The following is a 23,242-nucleotide window of genomic DNA, read 5'->3' as shown; positions in this document are numbered from 1 at the left end:
ACAATAACAATGAAAAAGCCCTTCAACCCGCGTTTTGTCAGCACCCTGGCCCTGATGGCGGCCTTGCCCCTGGACGGCATGGCGGAAGGCTTCGTCGATGACGCCACGGTCAACCTGAACCTGCGCAACTTCTACCTCAACCGCAACTTCACCAACGCCGGCTACGGCCAGAACCAGGCGGAGGAGTGGACCCAGAGCTTCATCCTCGACGCCCGCTCCGGTTTCACCCAAGGGCCGGTAGGGTTTGGCGTCGACGTGCTGGGCCTGTACTCGGTGAAGCTCAACGGTGGTGGCGGCAGCGGTGGTTCGCAACTGTTACCGGTGGATGGCGACGGTGACCCGGCATCGAGCTTCGGCCGCCTGGGCGTGGCCGGCAAAATGAAAATCAGCAAGACCGAATTGAAGGTGGGCGAGTGGATGCCGGTGCTGCCTATCCTGCGCTCCGACGACGGCCGCTCGCTGCCGCAGACCTTCCAGGGCGGGCAACTCACCTCCAAGGAAATCGAGGGCCTGACCCTGTACGGCGGGCAGTTCCGCCAGAACAGCCCGCGCAACGATTCGAGCATGACCGACATGTTCATGCAGGGGAACACCGCCGGTACCTCCGACCGCTTCAACTTCGCCGGCGGCGAGTACACCTTCAACGACAAACACACGCTGGTGGGCGTGTGGAACGCGCAGTTGAAAGACATCTACCAGCAGCAATACGTGCAGTTGCTGCACAGCCAGGCCGTGGGCGCCTGGACCCTGGGCGCCAACCTGGGTTACTTCTGGGGCAAGGAAGACGGCTCGGCGCTGGACGGCGACCTCGACAACCGCACCATGTCGGGCATGTTCTCTGCCCGCTACGGCGGCGGCACCCTGTGGGTAGGCCTGCAGAAACTGACCGGCAAGAACGCCTGGATGCGCGTCAACGGCACCAGCGGCGGCACCCTGGCCAACGACAGCTACAACTCCAGCTTCGACAGCGCCCAGGAGCATTCCTGGCAGCTGCGCTACGACTACAACTTCGCCGCCCTGGGCATTCCCGGCCTGACCTTGATGAACCGCTACATCAGCGGTAGCAACGTGCACAGCGGCACCATCACCGACGGCAAGGAGTGGGGCCGCGAGAGCGAAATCGCCTACACCCTGCAAAGCGGCACCTTCAAGGACCTCAACGTGCGCCTGCGCAATTCCAGCATTCGTCGCGACTACAGCACCAACGAATTCGACGAAAACCGCCTGATTGTCAGCTACCCGTTGTCGCTGTTCTGACCACGGGCGCCTGCTTGCGGTAACATGGGCGTTTTTCCAGCAATACGGAACTGCGCCCCATGGCCGCCACCCACAAGCAAGACAAACGCGCCGCCCGCGCCAAGACCAAGGCCAAAGCGAACCGCGTCAAGCGCGCCGCCGCCCCTGACGTGGAACTGGACCCGAACGATGAGCGCATCGACTTTGAATCGGTGGACCTCACCGATCTGTTCAAGCTGATGCGTGATGCCGAGGCGGTGAGCCAGCAGGCCATGTGCAAGGCGTTCCTGTCGCACCCGCTGCTGGTGCTGGTGTTTGAGCAGGAAGGTGACGAGGGGGCCATGGACTTTATCCTTGCGGCCTTGCTGGAATATCGCCAATGGTCCGCCGGCGCCGACGAAGCCCAGGCCCTGGCCTGGATCGAGTCGCCGCAGTTCCAGGCCGACTATGTCGCTGCCTCCGACCAGATCGCGGCGGAAAACGCGTGAAACGCGCTTTTTCGGCCAACACTCGCTTCTGAGGGATTCGGACATATCCATTTTCGCGGTGCGACCACCGACCGTTTCGGCCTTACGCCGACTCACTTTTTGGCAGTCGCCCGGTGTGCCGGCCCAGCCAAAAAGTAAGCAAAAAGGGCTTGCCCCTGCTTGGGCCCTGCGCTGCGCTACGGGTCCCCTCCTTCCGGCGCCGCTCAACGGGCAGACGGCACCCGCTATAGAAGCCTGCGGGTTACCGTCTCTTCGGCCTGCGGCCTCGGCCCTTCGGGCAGCCCGTTGATCGACGCCTCCAGTCGGCCCGGGCGCTTTACGGGGCATACAATCAAAATCAAGAGCCAGATCAACAGCAGATCACAAGCCAGATCACACGCTTGATCGAGTGCACTTCCTGTGCAGCTTCGCTGCACGGCGTTTACGCCTAATGCCGGTACACCGGCACCTGGCCCCTTCATTTCCCGCACCCCGCGCCGATGGCCTCTAGAAGGCCATAACAAAAACAATGCACGGAGTAGCGGACATGAACATGCGCAATCTTTCCATCAGCCGCCGCCTGTGGCTGATCCTGCTGGTGGCAGCGTTGATGCTGTGCGCCATGGCAGTGGCGATGGTCAAGCAGATCCACGACGACCTGTACGACGCCAAGGCGCAGAAAACCATGCACGTGGTGCAGACCGCCAGCGGGCTGTTGGGTTACTACCACGGCCTGGAAACCGCCGGTACCCTGACCCGCGAGCAGGCCCAGGCGCAGGCCATGGCGGCGGTGGGCGGGCTGCGTTATAACCAGACCGACTACTTCTGGATCAACGACCTGCGCCCGGTGATGATCATGCACCCGGCCAACCCCAAACTTATCGGCCAGGACCTTTCGGCCATCAAGGACCCGGACGGCGTCGAGGTGTTCAACGCCATGGTCGCGGTGGCCAAGGCCCAGGGCGGTGGGGTGGTGAATTATCGTTGGCCCAAGCCCGGCGCCAGCGAGCCGGTGGCGAAGACCTCGTACATCAGCCTGTTCGCGCCGTGGGGCTGGGTCATCGGTTCGGGGGTGTACGTGGATGACGTCGAGGCCGAGTTTCACCAGCAGGTGTTAAAGGCCGCAGCCATCAGCCTGGGCATCATTGTGATCATGGCGGTGTTGTTGATTGTGATCGCGCGCAGCATCGTGCGCCCGCTGAACACCGCTGTGCAGGCCATGGCCAGCATCGCCAGCGGTGACAGCGACCTGACCCGGCGCCTGGAAGAGCACGGCAACGATGAGGTCACCCAGCTGGCCCGCCACTTCAACGCATTCGTCGCCACCTTGCGCCAGGTGGTCAGCGACCTGCAGCAATCGGCCACGCGCCTGGGCCAGGCCTCCGGCGAGCTGGAGGTGGACGCCGACCAGTCGCAGGCGCGCAGCCAGCAGCAGTCCCAGCAGATGGAACTGGTGGCCACCGCGGTGAACCAGGTGACCTATGGCGTGCAGGACGTGGCGAAGAACGCCGAGCACGCAGCAAGCGAGATGCGCGACGCCGAGTCCGAGGCCCAGCGCGGCCAGGCCAATATCGACAGCAGCCTGCGGCAAATCGACCAACTGTCCGGCACTATCGACCAGGCGGTGGAGGTGATTCGCACCCTGGCCAGCGAAAGCACGCAGATTGGCGGCGTGTTGGAGGTCATCAGCTCCATTGCCGAGCAGACCAACCTGCTGGCGCTCAACGCTGCCATCGAAGCGGCGCGCGCCGGGGAGCAGGGCAGGGGCTTCGCGGTGGTGGCCGACGAGGTGCGCCTGCTGGCCCAGCGCACGCAGAAATCGACGGCGGAAATACAGGCGATGACCGAGCGCCTGCAACGCCATTCCGACGCCGCGGTGAAGGTGATCGGCGACAGCAGCCGCGCCTCCCAGCTCACCATCGAACAGGCCAACCTGGCCGGCCAGAGCCTGGCTTCCATTCGCCAGGCGCTGAATAAACTCAACGGCCTGAATGCCTCCATCGCCAGCGCCACGCTGCAGCAGTCCCACGTGGTGGAAGACATCAACCAGAACGTCACCCAGGCCGCTGAACTGTCCCGCCACGCGGCGCAGGCAGCGGAGCAATCCAACGGCGCCAGCGCGCAGTTGAAAACCTTGAGCCAGCAGCTGGACAGCGTGCTGCGCCGGTTCCGCGTGTAGTCACTGTGGGAGCGGGCTTGCCAGCGAGTTTTTCGGGCCTCAAAAGCTCGCTGGCAAGCCAGCTCCCACATGCTCAGGGCACTGACGTGACCTGAATCTTGCGGTCGCGCCGCTCATTGATCCACTCATCCACCTGCCCGCCAAACTCCGCCGGGGCCTTGCGCCCCACCTTGCGGGCCATGTCCAGGATGGTCTGCTGCGCCAGCGCCTCTTCCATGCGTTGCTGCGCCGTGAGCATGGCGCCGTGCACCGCGCAGCCGCCTTCCAGTGCCCACGCCGGCGGCTCGCCGTCGAACAGCGCGCAGCGGCCGCGGATCTCGCGGCAATCGAAAATCAGCTTGCGCCCGTCAATGGCGTTGACCACGTCCAGCAGGCTGATCTCGTCGGCCGGCCGCGCCAGGCGGAAGCCGCCGCGCACGCCTTCTGTGGCCGCCACCAATTTCGCCTTGGCCAGCTTGGTGAAAATCTTCGCCAGGTAGTCCTGGGGCACGCCTTGCAGGTCGGCCAGGTCGCGCACGCTGGCCTCGCGGCTGTCGCCCCCCGGGCCCACCAGGAAAATCAGGCAATGGATGCCGTATTCAACGCCCGCGCTGTAGAGCGACATGGGAATCTCCGACTGAATGAGTCGCCATTCTAGCAGTGGCGTTGCAGGCCAGCAACGCAGCCTGTCCGATGGACGGGGGATTGCCAAAACAAACTACGATCAATATAGTCGTAGTTATCGAGGCGCAGCACAGTCGCCTCTCTTGCCAATCTGGAGCGCAGCATGCAACAGCACATCCTCATCCTTGGTGCCGGTTTCGGCGGTGTATGGACTGCCCTGGGCGCTACCCGCCTGTTCAACCAGCACGGTCACCACGACACCCGCGTCAGCCTGCTGGCACCGCAGCCCGAGCTGCGCATTCGCCCGCGCTTCTACGAGCCGAACGCCCACCGCCTGGCGGCGCCCATCGGTGAATTGCTGTATGCCGTAGGTGTGGAGTTCATTCAGGGCGCGGCGCAGTCCATCGACGTGGCGCATAAGCTGGTGCGCTACACCGACGCCCACGGTGCGAATCAGGCGGTGAGCTACGACAAGCTGGTGCTGGCCACCGGCAGCGGCCTGGCGCTGCCCGACACCCCTGGTGTGGCCGCGCATGCCTTTGACGTGGACCAGATCGAGCAGGCCATGCGCCTGGAGGCCCACCTCAAGGGCCTGGCCAAGCAGCCTGCCAGCCGTGCGCGCAACACTGTGGTGGTGGCGGGCGGTGGTTTCACCGGTATCGAGACCGCTGCGGAAATGCCGGCGCGGTTGCGTGAAATCCTAGGCGATGACGCGGCGGTGGAGGTCATCATCGTCGACCGCGGCGCGCAGGTGGGCGGCAGCATGGGCGCGCAAATCGCCGAATCCATTGCCCAGGCCAGCGACGAGTTGGGCGTGACCTGGCGCTTGCAGGCCTCGGTGGTGGCGGTGAACGAGCAGGGCGTGACCCTTGATGACGGCCAGCGCATCGAAGCCAGCACGGTGATCTGGACCACTGGTGTGCGCGCCCACGGCCTGACCACGCAGATCCCCGGCGAGCGTGATGCCCTGGGCCGCCTGCACGTGGACAGCAGCCTCAAGGTGCTGGGCCAGGATGACATCTTTGCCACCGGCGACGTCGCCCACGCCGCCACAGATGACTTGGGCAACCACGCGCTGATGACCTGCCAGCACGCGATCATGCTCGGCCGTTTCAGCGGCTACAACGTCGCCGCCCAGGTGCTGGGCCTTGCGCCGCTGCCGTACCGCCAGCCCAAGTACGTCACCTGCCTGGACCTGGGCGCCTGGGGCGCGGTGTACACCGAGGGCTGGGACCGCCAGGTGAAACTGGTGCGCGAGGAAGCCAAGGCGCTGAAGACGCAGATCAACACCGTGTGGATCTACCCGCCGGCCGCCGACCGCGACGCCGCCTGGGCGGCCGCCGACCCACTCATCCCGATCGCTTGACGCCAAACCCGTAGCAGCGGCCAAAGGCCGCGTCCCCTGGCACCGTGGTGTCTGCGGACGCGGCCTTTGGCCGCTGCTACGGGGTTTGTTGCTCAGGCTGGGCTAAGTTTCGCTGCGTAGGCTTCTGCCCATCGTGAATCGGAGCAGCCCAGCCATGAAACCTCTCACCGCAGCCGACTGGCTGAACAAGGTCCCCGAAGTGACGCTGTCCTTCTGGGTCATCAAGATCATGTCCACCACCGTGGGCGAAACCTGCGCCGACTACCTGGCCGTCGACGTCGGCCTCGGCCAGGCGGTGACCAGCACCGGCATGGCCGTGCTGCTGGCCATCGCCTTGGCCACCCAGTTGCGCACCCGCGCCTACACCCCTTGGGTGTACTGGCTGTCGGTGGTGCTGGTGAGCATCGTCGGCACCCAGATCACCGATGTGCTCACCGATAACCTGGGCGTCAGCCTGTACGCCAGCACGGCGGTGTTCTCGGTGCTGCTGGCGCTGCTGTTCGCGGCCTGGTACGCGGTGGAGCGCAGCCTGTCCATCCAGGCCATCGTCACCCCGCGCCGTGAGCTGTTCTATTGGGCCACGGTGCTCTGCACCTTCGCCCTGGGCACAGCGGCTGGCGACTTGGCCACCGAGGCGCTGGGCCTGGGCTTCAGCCTGGGCGCAATGATATTCGGCGCGCTGATCGCCGCCACCCTGGTGGCCTGGCGCCTGGGCGGCAACGCCGTGCTGACCTTCTGGCTCGCCTACATCCTTACCCGGCCGTTCGGCGCCTCCCTGGGCGACCTGCTCACCCAGGCCAGGACCTACGGCGGCCTGGGCATGGGCGCCGCCTGGACCAGCGCGATCTTCCTCTGCGTGATCCTGATGCTGGTCAGCGTGGCGCAATGGAGCGTCAGCCGCCGCCAGCGCCTCGCCCACTGAACCTCTCACCCTACCTCAAGGAAATACCTATGCTTTACGTCAAACACCTGGTGCGTAAAACCGCAATTCTCGCCGCCATTGCCCTGTTGGGCGTAGCGACCGGCTGTTCGAAACCGCAGGAAGCCGCCAAGCCCGCCGCTGCCGGTAGCACGCAACCCTCGGCCTCGCGGCTGGGCGACCTGGCGGCGTTCAAGGCCATCGCCACGGATGTGGCCGGGCTGGTGGACAAGCAACAGCTGCCCGCGGCGAAAACCCGCATCAAGGACCTGGAACTGGCCTGGGACGGCGCCGAGGCGGGCCTGAAGCCACGCGCCGCCGGCGACTGGCACAAGCTCGACGATGCCATCGACAAGGCGTTGGAGGCCTTGCGCGCCAGCACACCGGTGCAGCAGGATTGCCAGGCGGCGATGGCCGCGCTGCTGGCGACGTTCACCGCGCTGCAGGGCGGCCAGTAACCCAGGCGTGCGCCGATCAATGGAAGGGCCAACGATGCGAATCCTGCTGGTGGAAGACGACCCCATGATCGGCAAAGCAGTGCAAGGCGCGCTCACCGACAACGGCGATGCGGTGGACTGGGTCACCGATGGCCTCGTCGCGCTGGCCACCCTGCGGACCCAGCATTACGACCTGGTGCTGCTGGACCTGGGCCTGCCCGGCAAGGACGGCCTGGGCGTGCTCGACAGCCTGCGCGCCGCCCGGCACCAGGCGCCGCTGCTAATCATCACCGCCCGCGACAGCCTGGATGACCGCTTGCGTGGCCTGGACGGCGGCGCCGACGACTACCTGCCCAAACCCTTCCACATGGCCGAACTGCTGGCACGCATCCGCGCCGTGGTGCGCCGCCGGGGTGGCAACGCCCAACCGCTGCTGGGCAACGGCGTGGTCAGCCTCGACCCGGTGACCAAGCTGGCCAGCGGCCCCGAGGCCACCGACGTGCAGCTGTCCAACCGCGAGTTCGCGCTGTTGCAGGCTTTGCTGCTGCGCCCGGGCGCGATCCTGTCGCGCAGCGAGCTGGAGGACCGCATTTACGCCTGGGGTAACGAGGTGGAGAGCAACGCCGTGGAGTTCCTGATCCACTCGTTGCGCCGCAAGCTGGGCAGCCAAGTGATCAAGAACGTCAGGGGGATGGGATGGCTGGTTTCAAAAGGCGCCTGAACGACTCCATCCAGCTTCGGCTGTCGGTGACCCTGTCGGCGGCCATCCTCGTCGTCGCCATCGTGGCTGGGGTGTTCGCCTTTGTCTCGGCCTTCGATGAGGCGCTGGAGATGCAGGATAACACCCTGCGCCAGATGGCCACGCTGTTCGACCGCCAGCACATGACCCTGGCGTACCCGGCTGCCGGCCAGGCCATCAAGGGTGATGACGAAGAGTCGCGCATTATCGTCCAATACCTGGCCGACGGCAGCCGGGCCCAGGGGCAGGGCGACGCTGCGCTGCCGCTGCCACTGCCCACTGACCTCGCCGACGGCCTCTCTACCCAGTCGGTGGGCGGCGAGCCGTTTCGCGTGCTGGTGCGCACCACCGCCAGTGGCCAGCGCATCGCCGTTGCCCAGGAAACCGGCACCCGTGACCGCGAAGCGCGGGAAAGCGCCTGGCGCGGGCTGTTGCCGTTCCTGATCCTGTTTCCGGTGTTGCTGATGGTGGTGGCAGACCTGGTGCGCAAGGTGTTCCGCCCTATCGCCCAGCTGGCCGGTGAGGTGGAACAGCGCGATGAACAACAACTGCATCCCATGGACGAGCAGCACCTGCCCAGCGAGATTCGTGCCTTCGTGCTGGCCATCAACGGCCTGCTGGGGCGGGTGGCCGGGGCGATGGACGAGCAGCGGCGCTTCGTCGCCGACGCCGCCCACGAACTGCGCTCGCCGTTGACCGCGTTGTCGCTGCAGGCCGAACGGCTGGCAGCGGCGCCCATGCCTGCGCTGGCCCAGCAGCGGCTGGCGACCTTGCAGCAGGGCATCGAGCGCAGCAAACAGTTGGTGGAACAACTGCTGGCGCTGGCAGCGGCCCAGGATGGCGGCGCCCAGGCGGTGACATCAGTGGCGGTGCAGGAGGTGTTCCGCGAGGTATTGGAAGAGCTCTGGCCGCTGGCCGACGCCAAGAGCATCGACCTGGGCGTGGAACCGGGGCTGGCGCTGGCCGTGCCCCTCAGCCCGTTGGCGCTGCGCACGCTGGTGCGCAACCTGTTGGACAACGCCATCCGCTACACGCCGCCTGGGGGGCGTGTCGACCTGGCTGTGGCGTTGGCCCAGGGCGGGGCGCTGATCCAGGTGCGCGACACTGGCCCGGGTATTGCCGAGGCAGAACGCGAGCGGGTGTTCGATCCGTTCTACCGCAGCCTGGGCACCGGCGAAAGCGGCTCGGGGCTGGGCCTGTCCATCGTCCAGGCCATCGCCGTGCGTCACGGCGCCCGCGTCAGCCTCACCGCCAACACCACCGGCACCGGCCTGTGCGCATCGGTCTGGTTCCCGCCCCCCCCGTAGCAGCTGCCGAAGGCTGCGTCCGGGCGCACCACGGTATGCCCGACCCAACGCTGCGTCCGGGCGCACCACGGTATGCCCGGCCCAACGCGGCGGCCGGGGACGCGGCCTGCGGCCGCTGCTACAGGTTTGTAGCAGCGGCCGCCAGGCTGGGTCAGTTCAGGTGTGCCTTGAGCTCCAGCCCGGCCTGGCGCATGGCCGCCTTGACCTCGGGGATGTTGCTCAGCGGGTTGAGCAGGCCGTAGTCATGGATCATGCCGTTGTAGCGCACCGCGGTCACGTCCACGCCGGCGGCGTCCAGCTTGCGGGCATAGGCTTCGCCTTCGTCGCGCAGCACGTCCAGGCCGGCGGTCTGCACCAGGGCCGGTGGCAGGCCCTTGAGCTGTTCGGGGCTGGCTTGCAGCGGCGAGGCGTGGATCTCGGCGCGCTGGGCGGCGTCGGTGGTGTAGCTGTCCCAGAACCAGGTCATCATGTTTTTGGTCAGGAAGTGCCCCTCGGCGTATTGCTGATAGGAGCCGTCGTCGAAGTGGGCGTCGGTCACCGGCCACAGCAGCAGCTGGAATTTCAGCTGCGGCGCACCCTGTTCCTTGGCCATCAGCGCCACCACCGCGGCCATGTTGCCGCCCACGCTGTTGCCCGCTACCGCCAGGCGCTTGCCGTCCACGCCAATCTGCTGGCCATGCTCGGCCACCCAACGGGTCGCGGCGTAGGCCTGGTTGATGGCGGTGGGGTAGTGCGCTTCCGGCGAAGGCGTGTAGTCCACGTACACCGCCACGGCGCCGGAATTCACCACCAGGTCATGGATCAGGCGGGCATGGGTAGGGTAGTCGCCCAGCACCCAGCCGCCGCCGTGGAAGAACATGAACACCGGCAGCTCACCCTTCACCTTGGCCGGTCGCACGATGGTCAGCTTGATGGCCTGGCCGTCGGCCTGGATGGTCTTGTTGCTGACTTCGGTGCCGCTGAGGTCAACCTTCACCGAGTTCTGCGCGCCGGTCAGCACCGCACGGGCGTCCTTGGGGCTCAGCTGTTCGAGGGGCTTGCCACCACCGGCGTTCAGCGCGTCGAGGAACGCCTGGGTGTGGTGCTCGGCGCCAGTGTCGGCGGCGAAGGCGTTGTTGATGGACAGGGCCAGCAGGGTAGCGGTGAGGGCGGTGCGAATGGTCATGAGGTTGTTCCTTCAAACGTTGTGTGGTTGGTATGGACGCCACTTTACGGTGAAGGGTTAATTGGGACAATTACCACTAATTGAGAATCATTGATTCCAGAATGGGGACAGTTGCAGTTGTTCGCCAAACACTGGCCTGCCCCTTGCTACGGCTGTTAGCGCAAGTCCCATCCATAGCGTTTGGTGGAGGTAGGCATGTTGATCACAAAGTCGTTGTTGGCGGTGGCCATGGGCGTGGTGTTGTCGGCGTCTGTGGTGTTGATTCCCGATTCACTCGGCGGTTTTTCCAGTGTTCACGCCAAGGAGGGCGGCAGCGGTGGCCATGGGGGCGGCAGTGGTGGCAGCGGTGGTGGAGGCGGCGGTAGTGGAGGCAGTGGAGGCGGAGGCGGTAGCGGTGGTAGTGGAGGAGGTGGCGGTGGCCATGGAGGCGGTGGTAGCGGTGGTAGCGGTGGCAGTGGAGGCGGCGGGGGTAGCGGCGGTAGCGGCGGCAGTGGTGGTGGCGGTGGCAGCCATGGCGGCAGCGCCAGCAGCGGTGGCGGCACCCACGGCGACGGGCACGCGGGGGCTGCTTCCACCTCCGGCCGCAGCGGCACCCATGCCGAAGCTGGAGACGACCACGGCGTGCATGCCGCTGGCGAGGTTGGCGACGACCACGGCGTACACGCCGCTGGCGAGGTAGGCGACGACCACGGCGTACACGCTGCCGGCGAGGTAGGCGACGACCACGGCGTACACGCTGCCGGCGAGGTAGGCGACGACCACGGCGTACACGCCGCCGGCGAGCCGGGCGACGACCGCGGCGGTTCGTGATACTGGCGCAACAGTAGCCCCACACACGGGGCAAATCCCCAGGGACGGGGGCATTTGCCCCATACCCCCAGGGTATCGCACCAGACCTTGCGCATATTGGCGCCAACGCCTGCAAAGGGCGAAGATGTAGCCACCATAAAAACAATCAGAGTAACCCCGCCATGCACACGCCTTTACTGGGCCAGCGCAGCGAAGTCTTTCACCTGGCCGACCCCCACGCGGTGTCGCGGTACGTCAACCAGCACGTGGGCAACCACTGCATCGAGTTGCCTCGCGCCAGCCGCCCACTGGCCCACCTCAGCCACCGCCCGTTTGCCGAACTGGACCTGTGCCGCCTGGGCTACGGCGCCGCCGTGCGCGTGGTGTCGCCAGCGCTGGAGCGCTTCTTTCACCTGCAGGTACTGCTGCACGGCCATTGCCTGTGGCGCCATGGTCGCGAAGCGCATTACCTGGCACCGGGCGAGTTGCTGCTGATCAACCCCGACGAGCCGGTGGACCTGACCTATTCGGCCGACTGCGAGAAGTTCATCGTCAAGGTGCCCGTGCGCCTGCTCGACGGCCTGTGCCAGCAGCAGCGCTGGGCGCTGCCGGCGGGTGGCGTGCGGTTTGGCCAGCACCGCCACCGGCTCGATCAACTGCCCAGCCTGGTGGGGCTGCTGGGCATGGTCTGCCAGGAAGCCGAAGAACCCGAGCCGCAGCCGCTGGTGCAAGCGCATTACACACAGATCATCGCCAGCAAACTGCTGAACCTGACCAACGTGGTGGCGCTGACCGGGCACGAGCGGCCGATGAATTTCGAACGGGTGCTGGAGCACATCGACCGCCACCTGGGGCAAGACCTGGACAGCGAGGCCCTGGCCCGCGTGGCGCAGGTGAGCGTGCGCAGCCTGTATGGCCTGTTCGAACGCAACGCCCGCACCACGCCGGCGCTGTACATTCGCCAGCGCCGCCTGGCGCGCATCCACGCCTGCCTGGTCGACCCCACCTGCAAAGTCCGCAGCCTGTCCGAGCTGGCCATGGACCACGGTTTCATGCACCTGGGGCGCTTTGCCGAGCAGTACCGCAAGCAGTTCGGCGAGCGGCCCTCCGACACCCTCAAGCGCCGTCGTGACGGCCTTGCACTCAACGGATAGTGGTCTGCACGGATCGGCTAGCGGCCATACCCACCCATTCGTACGCTGGAGGTGCCTGAACAATAACAACGGAGGCCCCGGCCATGACCCTGGGAATCGACTACCTCAATGCCTTGCTGCAGGAAGACCGCGCGCAGGGCATCTACCGCTGCAAGCGCGAAATGTTTACCGACCCGCGGCTGTTCGACCTGGAGATGAAGCACATCTTCGAGGGCAACTGGCTGTACCTGGCCCACGAAAGCCAGGTGCCCAACGTCAACGACTACTACACCGTGCAGATGGGCCGCCAATCGGTGTTCATCGCCCGCAACAAGGCTGGCGAGCTGAGCGCCTTCCTCAACGCCTGCAGCCATCGCGGCGCCATGCTGTGCCGGCACAAGACCGGCAACCGCAGCTCCTACACCTGCCCCTTCCACGGCTGGACCTTCAACAATTCCGGCAAGCTGCTGAAGGTGAAAGACCCGGCCGAGGCGGGCTACCCCGCAAGCTTCAACTGCGAAGGCTCCCACGACCTGACCAAGGTGGCGCGCTTCGAGTCCTACCGTGGCTTCCTGTTCGGCTCGCTGAACCCCGACGTGCCCAGCCTGGCGGAGCACCTGGGCGAGGCGGCGAAGATCATCGACATGATCGTCGACCAATCGCCCGAGGGCCTTGAAGTGTTGCGTGGCTCCAGCAGCTACGTCTACGAGGGCAACTGGAAGCTGACCGCCGAAAACGGCGCCGATGGCTACCACGTCAGCGCCGTGCACTGGAACTACGCCGCCACCCAACAGCAGCGTCAGCAGCGCGAAGCCGAGGCTGCGGCCAAGACCATGAGTGCCGGCGGTTGGGCCAAGCAGGGCGGTGGCTTCTACTCGTTCGACAAGGGCCACATGCTGCTGTGGACCCGCTGGTCTAATCCCCAGGATCGTCCGTTGTATGAACGTCGTGACGAGCTGGCGCAGCACTTTGGCAGCGCCCGTGCCGACTGGATGATCCACAACTCGCGCAACCTGTGCCTCTACCCCAACGTCTACCTGATGGACCAGTTCAGCTCGCAGATCCGCATCGCCCGGCCCATCGACGTCAACCGCACCGAAATCACCATCTACTGCATCGCGCCCAAGGGCGAAAGCGATGCTGCGCGCGCCCAGCGCATTCGCCAGTACGAGGATTTCTTCAACGTCAGCGGCATGGCCACGCCCGACGACCTGGAGGAATTCCGCTCCTGCCAGCTGGGCTACCAGGGCAGCACTACGGCCTGGAACGACATGTCCCGGGGCGCCGCCCACTGGGTGGAGGGCGCCGACGCCGGCGCGCTTGAAATCGACCTGCACCCGCAACTGAGCGGGGTGCGTACCGAAGACGAAGGCCTGTTCGTGATGCAGCACAAATACTGGCAGCACACCATGATCCGGGCGCTGCAGGCCGAGCGTATCGCCGTGGAGCAGGTGCAATGATTACCTACGACGCCGTGCGCGACTTTCTCTACCGCGAAGCCCGCTACCTGGACGACAAGGCCTGGGACAACTGGCTGGAACTGTACGCCCCGGACGCGACGTTCTGGATGCCCAGCTGGGACGACAACGACCAGCTCACCCAGGACCCGCAACGCGAGATCTCATTGATCTGGTACGGCCGCCGCGACGGCCTGGAAGACCGTGTGTTCCGCATCAAGACCGAGCGCTCCAGCGCCAGCATTCCCGACACCCGCACCTCGCATAACCTCAGCAACATCGAGCTGCTGGAGCAGGCTGACGGCGTGGCCTGCGTGCGCTTCAACTGGCACACCCTGAGCTTTCGCTACAAGACCGTGGACAGCTACTTCGGCACCAGCTTCTACACCCTCGACACTCGCGGCGAGCAGCCGCTGATCACGGGCAAGAAAGTAGTGCTGAAGAATGACTACGTGCGCCAGCTGATCGACATCTATCACATCTGAGGCGGCCAGCATGACCTACAAGATCGCACTGAATTTCGAAGATGGCGTCACCCGTTTCATCGACAGCAGCGCCACCGAGACCGTGGCCGACGCCGCCTACCGCCAGGGCATCAACATCCCGCTGGATTGCCGGGATGGTGCCTGCGGCACCTGCAAATGCTTCGCCGAGGCCGGGCAATACGATCTGGGCGCGGAATACATTGAAGACGCGCTGAGCCCAGACGAAGCGGCCCTGGGCTATGTGCTGACCTGCCAGATGCGCGCGCAAAGCGATTGCGTGGTACGGGTGCCGGCATCCTCCGACGTCTGCAAGACCCGGCAGGCGCAGTACGCCGCCACCATCAGCGCCGTGCAGCAGCTGTCGGCCAGCACCATCGCCCTGAAAATCAAGGGCGAGGCGCTGAGCCAACTGGCGTTCCTGCCGGGCCAGTACGTGAACCTGCAGGTGCCGGGCAGCGAGCACAGCCGCGCCTATTCCTTCAGCTCGTTGCAGCGCGGTGGCGAGGTCAGCTTCCTGATTCGCAACGTGCCGGGTGGGCTGATGAGCAGTTTCCTGACCAGCCTGGCCAAGGCCGGTGACAGCATGACCCTGGCCGGGCCGTTGGGCAGCTTCTACCTGCGTGACATCCGCCGGCCGCTGTTGCTGCTGGCCGGTGGCACCGGTCTGGCGCCCTTCACGGCGATGCTTGAGCGCATTGCCGAGCAGGGCAGCGATCACCCGGTGCACCTGATCTACGGCGTGACCCACGACATTGACCTGGTGGAAACCGCCCGCCTTGAAGACTTTGCCGCGCGCATCCCCACCTTCACCTTCAGCGCCTGCGTGGCCAGCGCCGACAGCAGCTACCCGCGCAAGGGCTACGTTACCCAGCACATTGACCCTGTGCACCTCAACGACGGTGACGTGGACGTGTACCTGTGCGGCCCGCCGCCAATGGTGGACGGGGTGAGCGGGTACCTGCGGGAGCAGGGCATCGTGCCGGCCAACTTCTATTTTGAAAAATTTGCTGCGGCTTGAACGACCGCGGCGCCCGGGACGCGGCCTTTGGGCCGCTGCTACGGGGAACGGGGCACGGCCCCATGGGGAAATGATCATGAATCGATTCGAGAACAAAATTGCCTTGGTCACCGGCGCCGCCCAAGGCATCGGGCTGCGCGTGGCGCAACGCCTGGCTGCCGAAGGCGCGCGGCTGGTGCTGGTGGACCGCTCGGAGCTGGTGTATGAACTGGAGGCGCTGCCCAACCAGCCACTGCTGTTGACCGCCGACCTTGAGCAATATGAAGAATGCGCCCGCGTGATGAACGCAGCCGTGCAGCACTTCGGCCGCCTGGACATTCTCATCAACAACGTCGGCGGCACGATCTGGGCCAAGCCGTTCGAACACTATGAACCGCAGCAGATCGAAGCCGAAGTACGCCGCTCGCTGTTCCCCACGCTGTGGTGCTGCCACGCGGCGCTGCCGTTCATGCTGGGGCAGGGCAGTGGTGCCATCGTCAACGTCTCGTCCATTGCTACGCGCAGCCTCAACCGCGTGCCCTATGGCGCAGCGAAGGGTGGGGTGAACGCGCTCACCGCCTGCCTGGCGTTCGAAACCGCCGGGCGTGGCGTGCGCGTCAATGCCACTGCGCCAGGCGGTACCGAAGCGCCGCCACGGCGTATTCCGCGCAACAGCGCCGCGCAAACCGAAGAGGAGCAAGCCTGGTACCAACAGATCGTCGACCAGACCCTGGGCAGCAGCCTGATGCATCGCTATGGCACGGTGGACGAGCAGGTGGGGGCGATTCTGTTCCTGGCCTCGGACGAGGCCTCGTACATTACCGGCGTGACCTTGCCGGTGGGCGGTGGCGACCTGGGCTGAGGTTACGCCTGTAGCCGCTGCCGCAGGCTATCCCACCCGCCAACGACCTCAAGCGTACGCGTGGGCCAGCGCAGCCTGGCGGCAGCGGCTACAAGGCTATGCAACACACTTGCGCGCGGCGCCGCCGGTTCAGGCTCTACCACCGCCAACACAGGCGGCCGCACCCGCGCCCGGGCCAGGTTGCGCACGATGCGGAACAACCCGCTGGGCCGCACTTCGCCCTGCTGCACGCCAAAGCGCAACCAGGCTTCCTGCACCAGGCGTTCAGCCTGGGCGCGGCAGCCGACAATGGCGGCGGCGTAGTCGATCAGCGCCTTGCGCTGCGTCAGGTAGAGGTCGAGTTTTGCCGTGCATGGGTTCACGATCAGTCACCGGTCGTGGGGGAAGACAGAGCGATTCTAAATGCAATGCGAATCATTATCAATGGCAGTTAAGGTTTTATCCATTTTCATGCGCCGCGCAACGTATCCAAGCGGATAATTGCCAACCCATCCATCTGTCTCTAGTCTTGGCACCATCGCCAGACTCACGATGGACAGGCGCTTGAATGGCTGGGTGAGCCCCTCATGATTCGTATTGGAAACGTCACAGTGTCGTTGGCCCTGCGTGAAATTCGCCAGGGCGCGCTGCCGGTGAAACTCGGCAGCCGCGCGTTCGATATCCTCGAGACGCTGATTGCCGCGCAAGGCCAACTGGTCAGCAAGGATGAATTGCTGGCACGGGTGTGGCCGGACGCGGTGGTGGAAGAGAACAACCTGCAGGTGCACATCTCCGCCTTGCGCAAGGCCCTGGGCGATTCGCGCGAGCGCATTCGCACGGTGGCGGGGCGTGGTTACCGGCTGGTGCTCGACCCCGAGCCGGCCCCAGCGGCGCCAGCCAGCGGTGCCCGCGATGGCCTGCTGATTGCCTTGCTTGAGCGCCTGGGGCTGCACGACATGCTCACCGCGCCCGTGCCCAGCCTGCCCGAACTGCCACCTGCCGTGCTGCCCGGCGCGCCGATTGTCTATGTGGTGGACGACGAAGCCAGCGTGCGCGATGCCCTGGCGCGGCTGCTGCGTTCTGCTGACATTGCGGTACAAACGTTTGCCTGCGCCGAGGACTTCCTCGCCAGCGGGTTCGAACAGCGCCTGGCCTGCCTGGTGCTGGACGTGAACCTGCAAGTGGGCACCGGCTTCGACCTGCAGGCCGACCTGCAGCGGCGCGGCAGCCAGTTGCCGATCATCTTCATGACCGGCTACGGCACCATTCCCATGTCGGTGAAGGCCATGAAGGCCGGGGCGCAGGAGTTCCTCACCAAGCCGTTCGACGAGAGCGAGCTGCTGGGCGCCATCGACCGTGCGCTGGCCGGCGCCCGCCAGCGTTTCGCCGCCCAGGCCCAGGCGCGCGAGGTGCGCGGCCGCTACCACACCCTTACCCCGCGCGAGCGCCAGGTGCTGGGCCTGTTGATTGAAGGCAAGGTCAACAAGCAGATCGCCGCCGCGCTGGGCACGCGCGAGGTCACGGCCAAGGTGCACAAGAAGCACGTCATGGCCAAGATGCGCGCCGCCACCCTGGTGGAACTGGTGCGCCTGTGCGAACAGATCGGCGTAGGCCCGGCCACGGTCGACGCCCATGCCGGCTGAGCTGGTCGACTACCGCCAGCAACTGGGCGGCTTCAACGAACAATGGCTCAAACACCTCACCTGGCGCCTGTTGCTGGTGGACGGCGAGGTGGCCCGCTACCGGGTGCGCTCGCCGATCTCTGCGCGCGACTGGCTGATTGCCCGCCCCGCAGCGTTGCCCTCCGAGGGTGGCTTTCGGCGCCTGCACCAGGAGTTCGATTTCCGCCAGCACCTGCATCCGGCATGGGCCATTGTGCCGGTGGCGCTGATCAGCGCCGTGGATGGCCCGCTGCTGGTGCTGGACGACAGCCAGGGCCGCGGCCTGCACGAGGTGATGGGCGACAACCTGTCCATCCTGCGTTTCCTGCGCCTGGCGCTGGGCGCCACCCATGCCCTGGGCCAGGCACACCGGGCGGGCATCCTGCACCGTGACATCAAGCCCTGCAACCTGGTCGAGGGCGCCGATGGCAACGTGCGCCTGATGGCCTTTTCACTGGCCTGCCAGCGGGACGCGCCGGTGCCGGCCGCCGAGGCCATCTGCGGCAGTTTTGCCTACATGTCCCCCGAGCAGGGTGGCCGCGTGGGCCATGAAGTGGACGAGCGCAGCGACCTGTACGCGCTGGGCGTCAGTTTCTACGAAATGCTCACTGGCCAGCTGCCGTTCGAGGGCAACGACCCGGTGGAGTGGCTGCACCAGCACCTGGCCCTGCAACCGGCGCCGCTGGAAAGCCTGCGCCCTGCGGTGCCAGGGGCGTTGACGGGGTTGGTGTTCAAGCTGCTGGCCAAGCGCGCGGATGAACGCTACGCCGACACCGACGAGCTGGCCGCCGACCTGCGCCTGTGCCTGGCGCAATGGACCGAATTCCAGGGTATCCACCCCTTCGAGCCTGGCGCCCGTGGCAGCCGCGCCCAAGGCGTGATCAGCGCCGCATTGCCGGGGCGCCAGCGCGAGTGCGCGGTGCTGCACGAGCGGGTGCTGCGCTGCGCGGTCACCGGCGAAGGCGAGCGAGTATTGCTTAGCGGCCCGGTGGGCAGCGGCAAGACCGCGCTGGTGCGCCAGGTGCACCAGGACCTGGTGGCCGGCAGCATTCTGTTCGCCGTTGGCCGCTTTGACCACGCCGGCCTGACCACCCCGTACGCGGCGGTGTCCACGGCCCTGCGCAGCCTGGTGCTGCGGGTGCTGGGCGAACACCCCGAGGGCCTGGCGCAATGGCGCAGCCGCCTGTTGCTGGCGCTTGGCGACGGCGTGGCGCCGCTGCTGGCGCTGGTGCCCGAGCTGGCCTTGGTCATTGGCCAACACGCCACGCTGCCCGAGCCCGTCCGTGCCGACGGCAGCGACCGCCTGCAGCCGCTGCTGCGCGCCTGCATCGCCGTGTTTGGCCGGCCGGGCACGCCGCTGTTGTTGTTTTTCGACAACACCCAGGGCCTGGACAGCCACAGCCTGGCGCTGCTGCACAACCTGGTGGCGGCGCCGCTGGCCCATGTGGTGCTGGTGCTGGCCAGCCGCGACAGCGCGCAGGGCAGCCTGGCCCAGGCGGTGAAGAACGGTGCCAGCCATTGCACCGAGCTTGCGCTGTTGCCGCTGGAACCCGATGGCGTGCTGGCCATGGTCAATGCGCTGTTGGGCAGCGAGGGCTCGGCGTTGCGGCCGCTGGCCGAGGTCATCCACGCCAAGAGCGGCGGCAACCCGCTGTTCATCCAGCAACTGGTGCGCACCCTGCTGGAAGAAAAACGCCTGGTGCCCCGGCCTGGCGCCCTGGGCTGGGCCTGGGACCAACAGGCGCTGGAGGCCTGCCCGGTGGCCGACAACGTGGTGGACCTGCTGCTCACGCGCATGGCCCGCCTGCCGCGCCGCACGCGTTGGCTGCTGGGCCTGCTGGCGCTGATCGGCACCCGCGCCGACCTTGCGCACCTCGCCCGCCTGGGCCGCCTGGCACCGCCACGCGCGCGGCTGGCGCTGGGCCCGGCGGTGCAGGCCGGGCTGCTGCTGGGCGACGGCGAAGGTTGGTGCTTCAGCCACGACCGTGTGCGCGACACCGCCTACCACGCCATCGCCCCACGCCTGCGTGCCCTGCAGCACACGCGCCTGGCGCACCTGCTGATACAGGCCATGGACGACAGCCGCGCGCCGGGCTACCTGTTCCGCATTGCCCTGCATATCCAGCAGTGCGCCCACGAGCAACTGCAGGAGGCCGACCTGCGGGTGTTCGTCGACGCCTTGCTGCGCGCCGCACAACGTGCCCGCGACAGCTCGACCTTGCCCTTTGCCCTGCAGTACCTGCGCCTGGCACGCGAGCTGGCCGGCTGCCCGCGCTGGGTGCAGGCGCCGCAGCAGCGCGACGCCATGGACATGCTGTACGCCCAGTGCCTGATGAACAGTGCCGACTACGCCGGCGCCCACGCCTGCATTGATCAGATCCTCGACCGCGCCGACTCGCTCACCCAGGTGTCGGCCCTGTATGTGCTGAAGATCGAGGCGCTGTCGCTCGCCGACAACTACGCCGCAAGCCTGCACACCGGGCGCGCCGGGCTGGCGCTGTTCGGTATCGAATTCAGCGGCAGTGACCGCGACCAGCTGCGGTTGCAGGTCAGCCAGGCGTTGGGCGACCGGCCAATCGACGCCTTGCTCGCGCACCAGGCCGTGAACAACTCCTTCATTGCTGCCGCGCTGGAACTGATGGCCGCGATGATCATTCCGGCCATCCATGTCGAGCGCGAGCTGGCGCTGCCGCTGCTGGCGCGCATGCTGCAAATGACCGTGCGCCACGGCGTCAGCCCGGCCTCGGTGCCGGGGCTGGCGTGGTTCGGGGTATTGTTGGCCGACGAGTACGGCGCCTACGAAGAGGGCCAGCACTACGTGGAATTGGCGGTGCGCCTGGAGTACGCGTTGGGCCTGGAAACTGGCAAAGTGTCCACGCAACTGGCCCTGGGCCGCACCAGCGCCTGGACGCGCTCGCTGGCGTTCTCGCTGGAATGCGGCGAGCAGGCCTTCGCCGCTGGCCGCCGCGAGGGCCGGGCGGCGCTGAGCTGCTACGCCTGCCACCACATGGTCAGCATCCTGCTGGTGATGGGCGGCCCGCTTGAGCGCGTGGCGCAACGCCTGGACGCGGCCATGGCGGTGGCCGACGCCGCCGGTTTCGCCGACAGCCGCCTGCTGCTGGAGATCCAGCAGGCTTACGTGCGCGGCCTGCGCGACGCCGACGCCCCGGCGCGCGGCAACCTGCTGCAGGCCTGGCAGCCACGGGTGGAGGCCAGCAGCATGCTGCCTATCGGCTTTTTCTACTGGCTGTACCGGGGCATGCTGGGTTTTGCCCAGGGCCGCCATGAAGCCGCGCGCGATGACCTGGCACGCGCTGCCCAGCTCAAGGGCTGCATGGCCGCCCATGTGCACCTGCTGGACTTGGCGTTCTACTCGGCGCTCAACCACGCCGCCCTTGCGGCCAGCGCCTACAGCCCGCTGGCGGCGATACAAGGCATGCAGCCGCAGTTGCACGACCTGCGCCGCTGGGCGCAACTCAACCCCCAGGCGTTCCTGGACCGCGAGTTGCTGGTGGAAGCCGAGATCGCCCGCCTGCAGGGCGACCTGCTGCGCGCCCTGCAGTTGCTGGAGGCGGCCATCGAGCAGGCGGCAGCCAGTGGTTGCGTGCCGGTGCTGGCCCTGGCCCATGAGCGCGCGGCCAACTGCCACCAGGCGCTGGGCCTGACCAGCGCCGCGCGCAGCCACCGTTTCAGCGCCCGCGATGCCTACCAGCGCTGGGGTGCGCAGCGCAAGGTGGCAGCCCTGGAGGCTGCGCACCTGTACCTCAACAACAAGCCGCTGGACGCCCGCGCGTCCATCGACATGCTCAACGGCCAGCAGTACCTGGACCTGGTGTCAGTGACCAAGGCGTCCCAGGCGCTGTCGCGGGAAATTGTCTTCGAGCGTCTGGTCGAGACCCTGCTGGCGAACACCATCGTGCATGCCGGCGCACGTAACGGCGCCTTGATCCTGGTGGAAGGCGGCGACCTGCTCAGCGTCGCCAGCGGCGAGACCGCCGACGCCGGCGTGCGCGTCAGCCTGCGCAACCAGCCGGTGCAGCCGCGCAGCCTGCCGTTGTCGCTGCTGTACACGGTGATGCGCACCGGCCGCACTGTGGCCCTGGAACAGGCCGGTGGCGACGCCGAGTTCGCCGACGACCCGTACTTTGCCGTGCAGGCGGCCGGTGCCGTGCTGTGCCTGCCGCTGCTCAAGCAGGGCGAGGTGATTGGCCTGCTGTACCTGGAAAACTCCCTGGCCAGCGGCGTGTTCACCCACCCGCGGGTGGCGATGATCGAGTTGCTGGCGGCGCAGGCGGCCATTTCCCTGGAAACCGCGCGGCTGTATGCCCAGGTGCTGGAAGAGAACGCCCGCCGCCGCGACACCGAGGCGCAACTGCGCACCAGCCAGGCGCTGCTTGCCATTGGCCAGAAGATCATTCGTTCGGGCTCGTTCCGCTGGGACGTCACCACCGACCACTCGCAATGGTCGGAAGAGTTGTTTGCCGTGTGGGGGCTGCCGGTAGCGGCTACGGCGCCGTCACCCGAGGTGCTGGTGCGCCGTGTGCACGGCGACGATGTGGCGCGCTTCACCGCGCAGCTGCTGTGGGCGAGGCAGACGCGCCTGCCGTTGCGCATGGCGTTTCGCATCATCCTGGCAGAAGGTGAGGTGCGCTACCTGGAGGCCCATGCCGAACCTGCCGAGGATGGCGTGTACGTGGGCGTGACCTCTGATGTCAGCGAGCGCCGCGCCACCGAGGCGGCGCTGCGCAGCGCCCGCGCCGAGCTGGCGCAGGTGCGCCAGAGCACGGTGATGGGCGAGCTGGCGGCCAGCATCGCCCACGAGATCAACCAGCCGCTGGCCTCCATCGTCACCAATGCCGGCGCCAGCGTGCGCTGGTTGCAGCGCGAGGTACCGCAGGTGGGCGAGGCCCTGGAAGGCTTGCGCGACATCGCTCGCGACGGGCGCCGTGCCGCTGACATCATCCGCGCCTTGCAGGCCTTGGCCCGCCAGGAACCCGCCAGCCGCAGTTGGCTGGCGATCGATGAACTGATCACTCAGGTACTTCGGCTGTTGGCGGTGGAAACCGACGCCCAGCAGGTCACCGTGCACACGGCGTTGCAGGCGGCCGGGGTGCAGGTGCAGGTGGATGGCGTGCAGCTGCAGCAGGTGCTGTACAACCTGGTCGTGAATGCCGTGGACGCCATGGCCAGCGTGCCGGCTGCCGCACGGCGCCTGCAGGTAACTTCGACGGTGCCGGTGGCGGGGCAGTTGGTGGTGATGGTGGAGGACAGCGGGCCGGGCATCAGCGTGGCGGACGAAGAAAAGGTCTTCAACGCCTTCTTCACCACCAAGGCCAGCGGCATGGGCATGGGCCTGGCCATCTGCCGCTCGATCATGGACGCCCAGGGCGGCACCTTGCACCTGCACCGGGGGCGGCAGGGGCAGACGGTGTTCGTGTTTACCTTGCCCTGCACTTAATGT

The 23,242-nt window shown here is 66.7% G+C and carries 19 protein-coding genes; 16 read left to right on the top strand and 3 right to left on the bottom strand.

All coding sequences use genetic code 11. The features are described 5' to 3' along the window. The first annotated feature begins 9 nt into the window (after positions 1-9). The 3 genes from AC0SZ7_RS06035 (at position 10) to AC0SZ7_RS06025 (ending at position 3,882) form a co-directional block, all read left to right on the top strand. Complete coding sequence (locus AC0SZ7_RS06035) at positions 10-1,257, top strand: OprD family porin (RefSeq protein WP_475503517.1); 1,248 nt, start codon at positions 10-12, stop codon at positions 1,255-1,257. A 59-nt stretch (positions 1,258-1,316) separates the two neighbouring features. Next, complete coding sequence (locus AC0SZ7_RS06030; protein ID WP_475503516.1) at positions 1,317-1,724, top strand: protein-tyrosine phosphatase family protein; 408 nt, start codon at positions 1,317-1,319, stop codon at positions 1,722-1,724. A 526-nt stretch (positions 1,725-2,250) separates the two neighbouring features. Then, the gene (locus AC0SZ7_RS06025; RefSeq protein ID WP_475503515.1) at positions 2,251-3,882 is read left to right on the top strand and encodes a methyl-accepting chemotaxis protein; all 1,632 of its coding nucleotides are present in this window, start codon (positions 2,251-2,253) and stop codon (positions 3,880-3,882) included. Positions 3,883-3,955: 73 nt separating this feature from the next. Here AC0SZ7_RS06025 and AC0SZ7_RS06020 read toward each other — a convergent pair whose 3' ends face one another. Further along, positions 3,956-4,486 (bottom strand): RrF2 family transcriptional regulator, encoded by a 531-nt coding sequence (locus tag AC0SZ7_RS06020; protein WP_416424723.1) that lies wholly within the window; start codon positions 4,484-4,486, stop codon positions 3,956-3,958. Between the two features lie 162 nt (positions 4,487-4,648). On the opposite strand from AC0SZ7_RS06020, the gene AC0SZ7_RS06015 reads away from it, so the two are divergent. The 5 genes from AC0SZ7_RS06015 to AC0SZ7_RS05995 all read left to right on the top strand — a co-directional run bounded on the left by AC0SZ7_RS06015 (position 4,649) and on the right by AC0SZ7_RS05995 (position 9,253). Beyond that, positions 4,649-5,851, top strand: coding sequence for an NAD(P)/FAD-dependent oxidoreductase (locus AC0SZ7_RS06015; RefSeq protein WP_475503514.1), 1,203 nt, complete (start codon positions 4,649-4,651; stop codon positions 5,849-5,851). A 154-nt stretch (positions 5,852-6,005) separates the two neighbouring features. After that, a complete protein-coding gene (locus tag AC0SZ7_RS06010) occupies positions 6,006-6,773 on the top strand; it encodes a COG4705 family protein (RefSeq protein WP_475503513.1) in 768 nt (255 codons plus the stop codon). 29 nt (positions 6,774-6,802) lie between these two features. After that, positions 6,803-7,228 carry a hypothetical protein gene (locus AC0SZ7_RS06005; RefSeq protein WP_475503512.1) on the top strand — a complete coding sequence of 142 codons (426 nt, stop codon included), beginning with the start codon at positions 6,803-6,805 and terminating at the stop codon, positions 7,226-7,228. A gap of 34 nt (positions 7,229-7,262) precedes the next feature. Then, on the top strand, positions 7,263-7,928 hold the full coding sequence (locus AC0SZ7_RS06000) for a response regulator transcription factor (RefSeq protein WP_475503511.1): 666 nt from the start codon (positions 7,263-7,265) through the stop codon (positions 7,926-7,928). Next, positions 7,904-9,253 carry an ATP-binding protein gene (locus AC0SZ7_RS05995; protein ID WP_475503510.1) on the top strand — a complete coding sequence of 450 codons (1,350 nt, stop codon included), beginning with the start codon at positions 7,904-7,906 and terminating at the stop codon, positions 9,251-9,253. Before AC0SZ7_RS06000 ends, AC0SZ7_RS05995 begins: the two co-directional genes overlap by 25 nt. 151 nt (positions 9,254-9,404) lie before the next feature. Here AC0SZ7_RS05995 and AC0SZ7_RS05990 read toward each other — a convergent pair whose 3' ends face one another. Then, positions 9,405-10,418 carry an alpha/beta hydrolase gene (locus AC0SZ7_RS05990; protein ID WP_475503509.1) on the bottom strand — a complete coding sequence of 338 codons (1,014 nt, stop codon included), beginning with the start codon at positions 10,416-10,418 and terminating at the stop codon, positions 9,405-9,407. Between the two features lie 195 nt (positions 10,419-10,613). Here AC0SZ7_RS05990 and AC0SZ7_RS05985 point away from each other — a divergent pair, with 195 nt between their 5' ends. The 6 genes from AC0SZ7_RS05985 to AC0SZ7_RS05960 all read left to right on the top strand — a co-directional run bounded on the left by AC0SZ7_RS05985 (position 10,614) and on the right by AC0SZ7_RS05960 (position 16,141). Beyond that, the gene (locus AC0SZ7_RS05985) at positions 10,614-11,228 is read left to right on the top strand and encodes a hypothetical protein (protein WP_475503508.1); all 615 of its coding nucleotides are present in this window, start codon (positions 10,614-10,616) and stop codon (positions 11,226-11,228) included. A gap of 161 nt (positions 11,229-11,389) precedes the next feature. Then, positions 11,390-12,361, top strand: a complete 972-nt coding sequence (locus AC0SZ7_RS05980; RefSeq protein WP_475503507.1) for an AraC family transcriptional regulator — start codon at positions 11,390-11,392, stop codon at positions 12,359-12,361. A gap of 83 nt (positions 12,362-12,444) precedes the next feature. After that, on the top strand, positions 12,445-13,800 hold the full coding sequence (gene benA / locus AC0SZ7_RS05975; protein ID WP_475503506.1) for a benzoate 1,2-dioxygenase large subunit: 1,356 nt from the start codon (positions 12,445-12,447) through the stop codon (positions 13,798-13,800). Then, positions 13,797-14,282 carry a benzoate 1,2-dioxygenase small subunit gene (benB, locus tag AC0SZ7_RS05970; RefSeq protein WP_475503505.1) on the top strand — a complete coding sequence of 162 codons (486 nt, stop codon included), beginning with the start codon at positions 13,797-13,799 and terminating at the stop codon, positions 14,280-14,282. The genes benA and benB overlap by 4 nt, the downstream gene beginning before the upstream one ends. A 10-nt stretch (positions 14,283-14,292) precedes the next feature. Further along, a complete protein-coding gene (gene benC, locus AC0SZ7_RS05965; RefSeq protein WP_475503504.1) occupies positions 14,293-15,300 on the top strand; it encodes a benzoate 1,2-dioxygenase electron transfer component BenC in 1,008 nt (335 codons plus the stop codon). Between the two features lie 76 nt (positions 15,301-15,376). Beyond that, positions 15,377-16,141, top strand: coding sequence for a 1,6-dihydroxycyclohexa-2,4-diene-1-carboxylate dehydrogenase (locus AC0SZ7_RS05960; protein WP_475503503.1), 765 nt, complete (start codon positions 15,377-15,379; stop codon positions 16,139-16,141). Between the two features lie 2 nt (positions 16,142-16,143). Here the strand turns inward: AC0SZ7_RS05960 and AC0SZ7_RS05955 are convergent, their stop codons facing one another. Beyond that, positions 16,144-16,503, bottom strand: a complete 360-nt coding sequence (locus tag AC0SZ7_RS05955; protein ID WP_475503502.1) for an RNA polymerase sigma factor — start codon at positions 16,501-16,503, stop codon at positions 16,144-16,146. Positions 16,504-16,707: 204 nt separating this feature from the next. Here AC0SZ7_RS05955 and AC0SZ7_RS05950 point away from each other — a divergent pair, with 204 nt between their 5' ends. After that, positions 16,708-17,763, top strand: coding sequence for a response regulator (locus AC0SZ7_RS05950; RefSeq protein ID WP_475503501.1), 1,056 nt, complete (start codon positions 16,708-16,710; stop codon positions 17,761-17,763). After that, positions 17,753-23,239, top strand: a complete 5,487-nt coding sequence (locus tag AC0SZ7_RS05945; RefSeq protein ID WP_475503500.1) for a trifunctional serine/threonine-protein kinase/ATP-binding protein/sensor histidine kinase — start codon at positions 17,753-17,755, stop codon at positions 23,237-23,239. Before AC0SZ7_RS05950 ends, AC0SZ7_RS05945 begins: the two co-directional genes overlap by 11 nt. The last annotated feature ends 3 nt before the right edge of the window (positions 23,240-23,242 follow it).

It is taken from the genome of Pseudomonas sp. JC1203 (assembly GCF_056175065.1).
This window is presented reverse-complemented; position numbering and strand designations above follow the sequence as displayed.

Excerpts from the sequence above, each read along its gene's own strand:
- AC0SZ7_RS06015 (WP_475503514.1), top strand. The coding sequence starts at position 4,649 with ATGCAACAGCACATCCTCATCCTTGGTGCCGGTTTCGGCGGTGTATGG.
- AC0SZ7_RS05980 (WP_475503507.1), top strand. The coding sequence starts at position 11,390 with ATGCACACGCCTTTACTGGGCCAGCGCAGCGAAGTCTTTCACCTGGCC.
- AC0SZ7_RS06000 (WP_475503511.1), top strand. The coding sequence starts at position 7,263 with ATGCGAATCCTGCTGGTGGAAGACGACCCCATGATCGGCAAAGCAGTG.
- AC0SZ7_RS06025 (WP_475503515.1), top strand. The coding sequence starts at position 2,251 with ATGAACATGCGCAATCTTTCCATCAGCCGCCGCCTGTGGCTGATCCTG.
- AC0SZ7_RS05990 (WP_475503509.1), bottom strand. The coding sequence starts at position 10,418 with ATGACCATTCGCACCGCCCTCACCGCTACCCTGCTGGCCCTGTCCATC.
- AC0SZ7_RS06005 (WP_475503512.1), top strand. The coding sequence starts at position 6,803 with ATGCTTTACGTCAAACACCTGGTGCGTAAAACCGCAATTCTCGCCGCC.
- benB (WP_475503505.1), top strand. The coding sequence starts at position 13,797 with ATGATTACCTACGACGCCGTGCGCGACTTTCTCTACCGCGAAGCCCGC.
- benC (WP_475503504.1), top strand. The coding sequence starts at position 14,293 with ATGACCTACAAGATCGCACTGAATTTCGAAGATGGCGTCACCCGTTTC.
- AC0SZ7_RS05950 (WP_475503501.1), top strand. The coding sequence starts at position 16,708 with ATGATTCGTATTGGAAACGTCACAGTGTCGTTGGCCCTGCGTGAAATT.
- AC0SZ7_RS05960 (WP_475503503.1), top strand. The coding sequence starts at position 15,377 with ATGAATCGATTCGAGAACAAAATTGCCTTGGTCACCGGCGCCGCCCAA.
- AC0SZ7_RS06010 (WP_475503513.1), top strand. The coding sequence starts at position 6,006 with ATGAAACCTCTCACCGCAGCCGACTGGCTGAACAAGGTCCCCGAAGTG.
- AC0SZ7_RS05985 (WP_475503508.1), top strand. The coding sequence starts at position 10,614 with ATGTTGATCACAAAGTCGTTGTTGGCGGTGGCCATGGGCGTGGTGTTG.
- AC0SZ7_RS06030 (WP_475503516.1), top strand. The coding sequence starts at position 1,317 with ATGGCCGCCACCCACAAGCAAGACAAACGCGCCGCCCGCGCCAAGACC.
- AC0SZ7_RS05945 (WP_475503500.1), top strand. The coding sequence starts at position 17,753 with ATGCCGGCTGAGCTGGTCGACTACCGCCAGCAACTGGGCGGCTTCAAC.
- AC0SZ7_RS06020 (WP_416424723.1), bottom strand. The coding sequence starts at position 4,486 with ATGTCGCTCTACAGCGCGGGCGTTGAATACGGCATCCATTGCCTGATT.
- benA (WP_475503506.1), top strand. The coding sequence starts at position 12,445 with ATGACCCTGGGAATCGACTACCTCAATGCCTTGCTGCAGGAAGACCGC.
- AC0SZ7_RS05995 (WP_475503510.1), top strand. The coding sequence starts at position 7,904 with ATGGCTGGTTTCAAAAGGCGCCTGAACGACTCCATCCAGCTTCGGCTG.
- AC0SZ7_RS06035 (WP_475503517.1), top strand. The coding sequence starts at position 10 with ATGAAAAAGCCCTTCAACCCGCGTTTTGTCAGCACCCTGGCCCTGATG.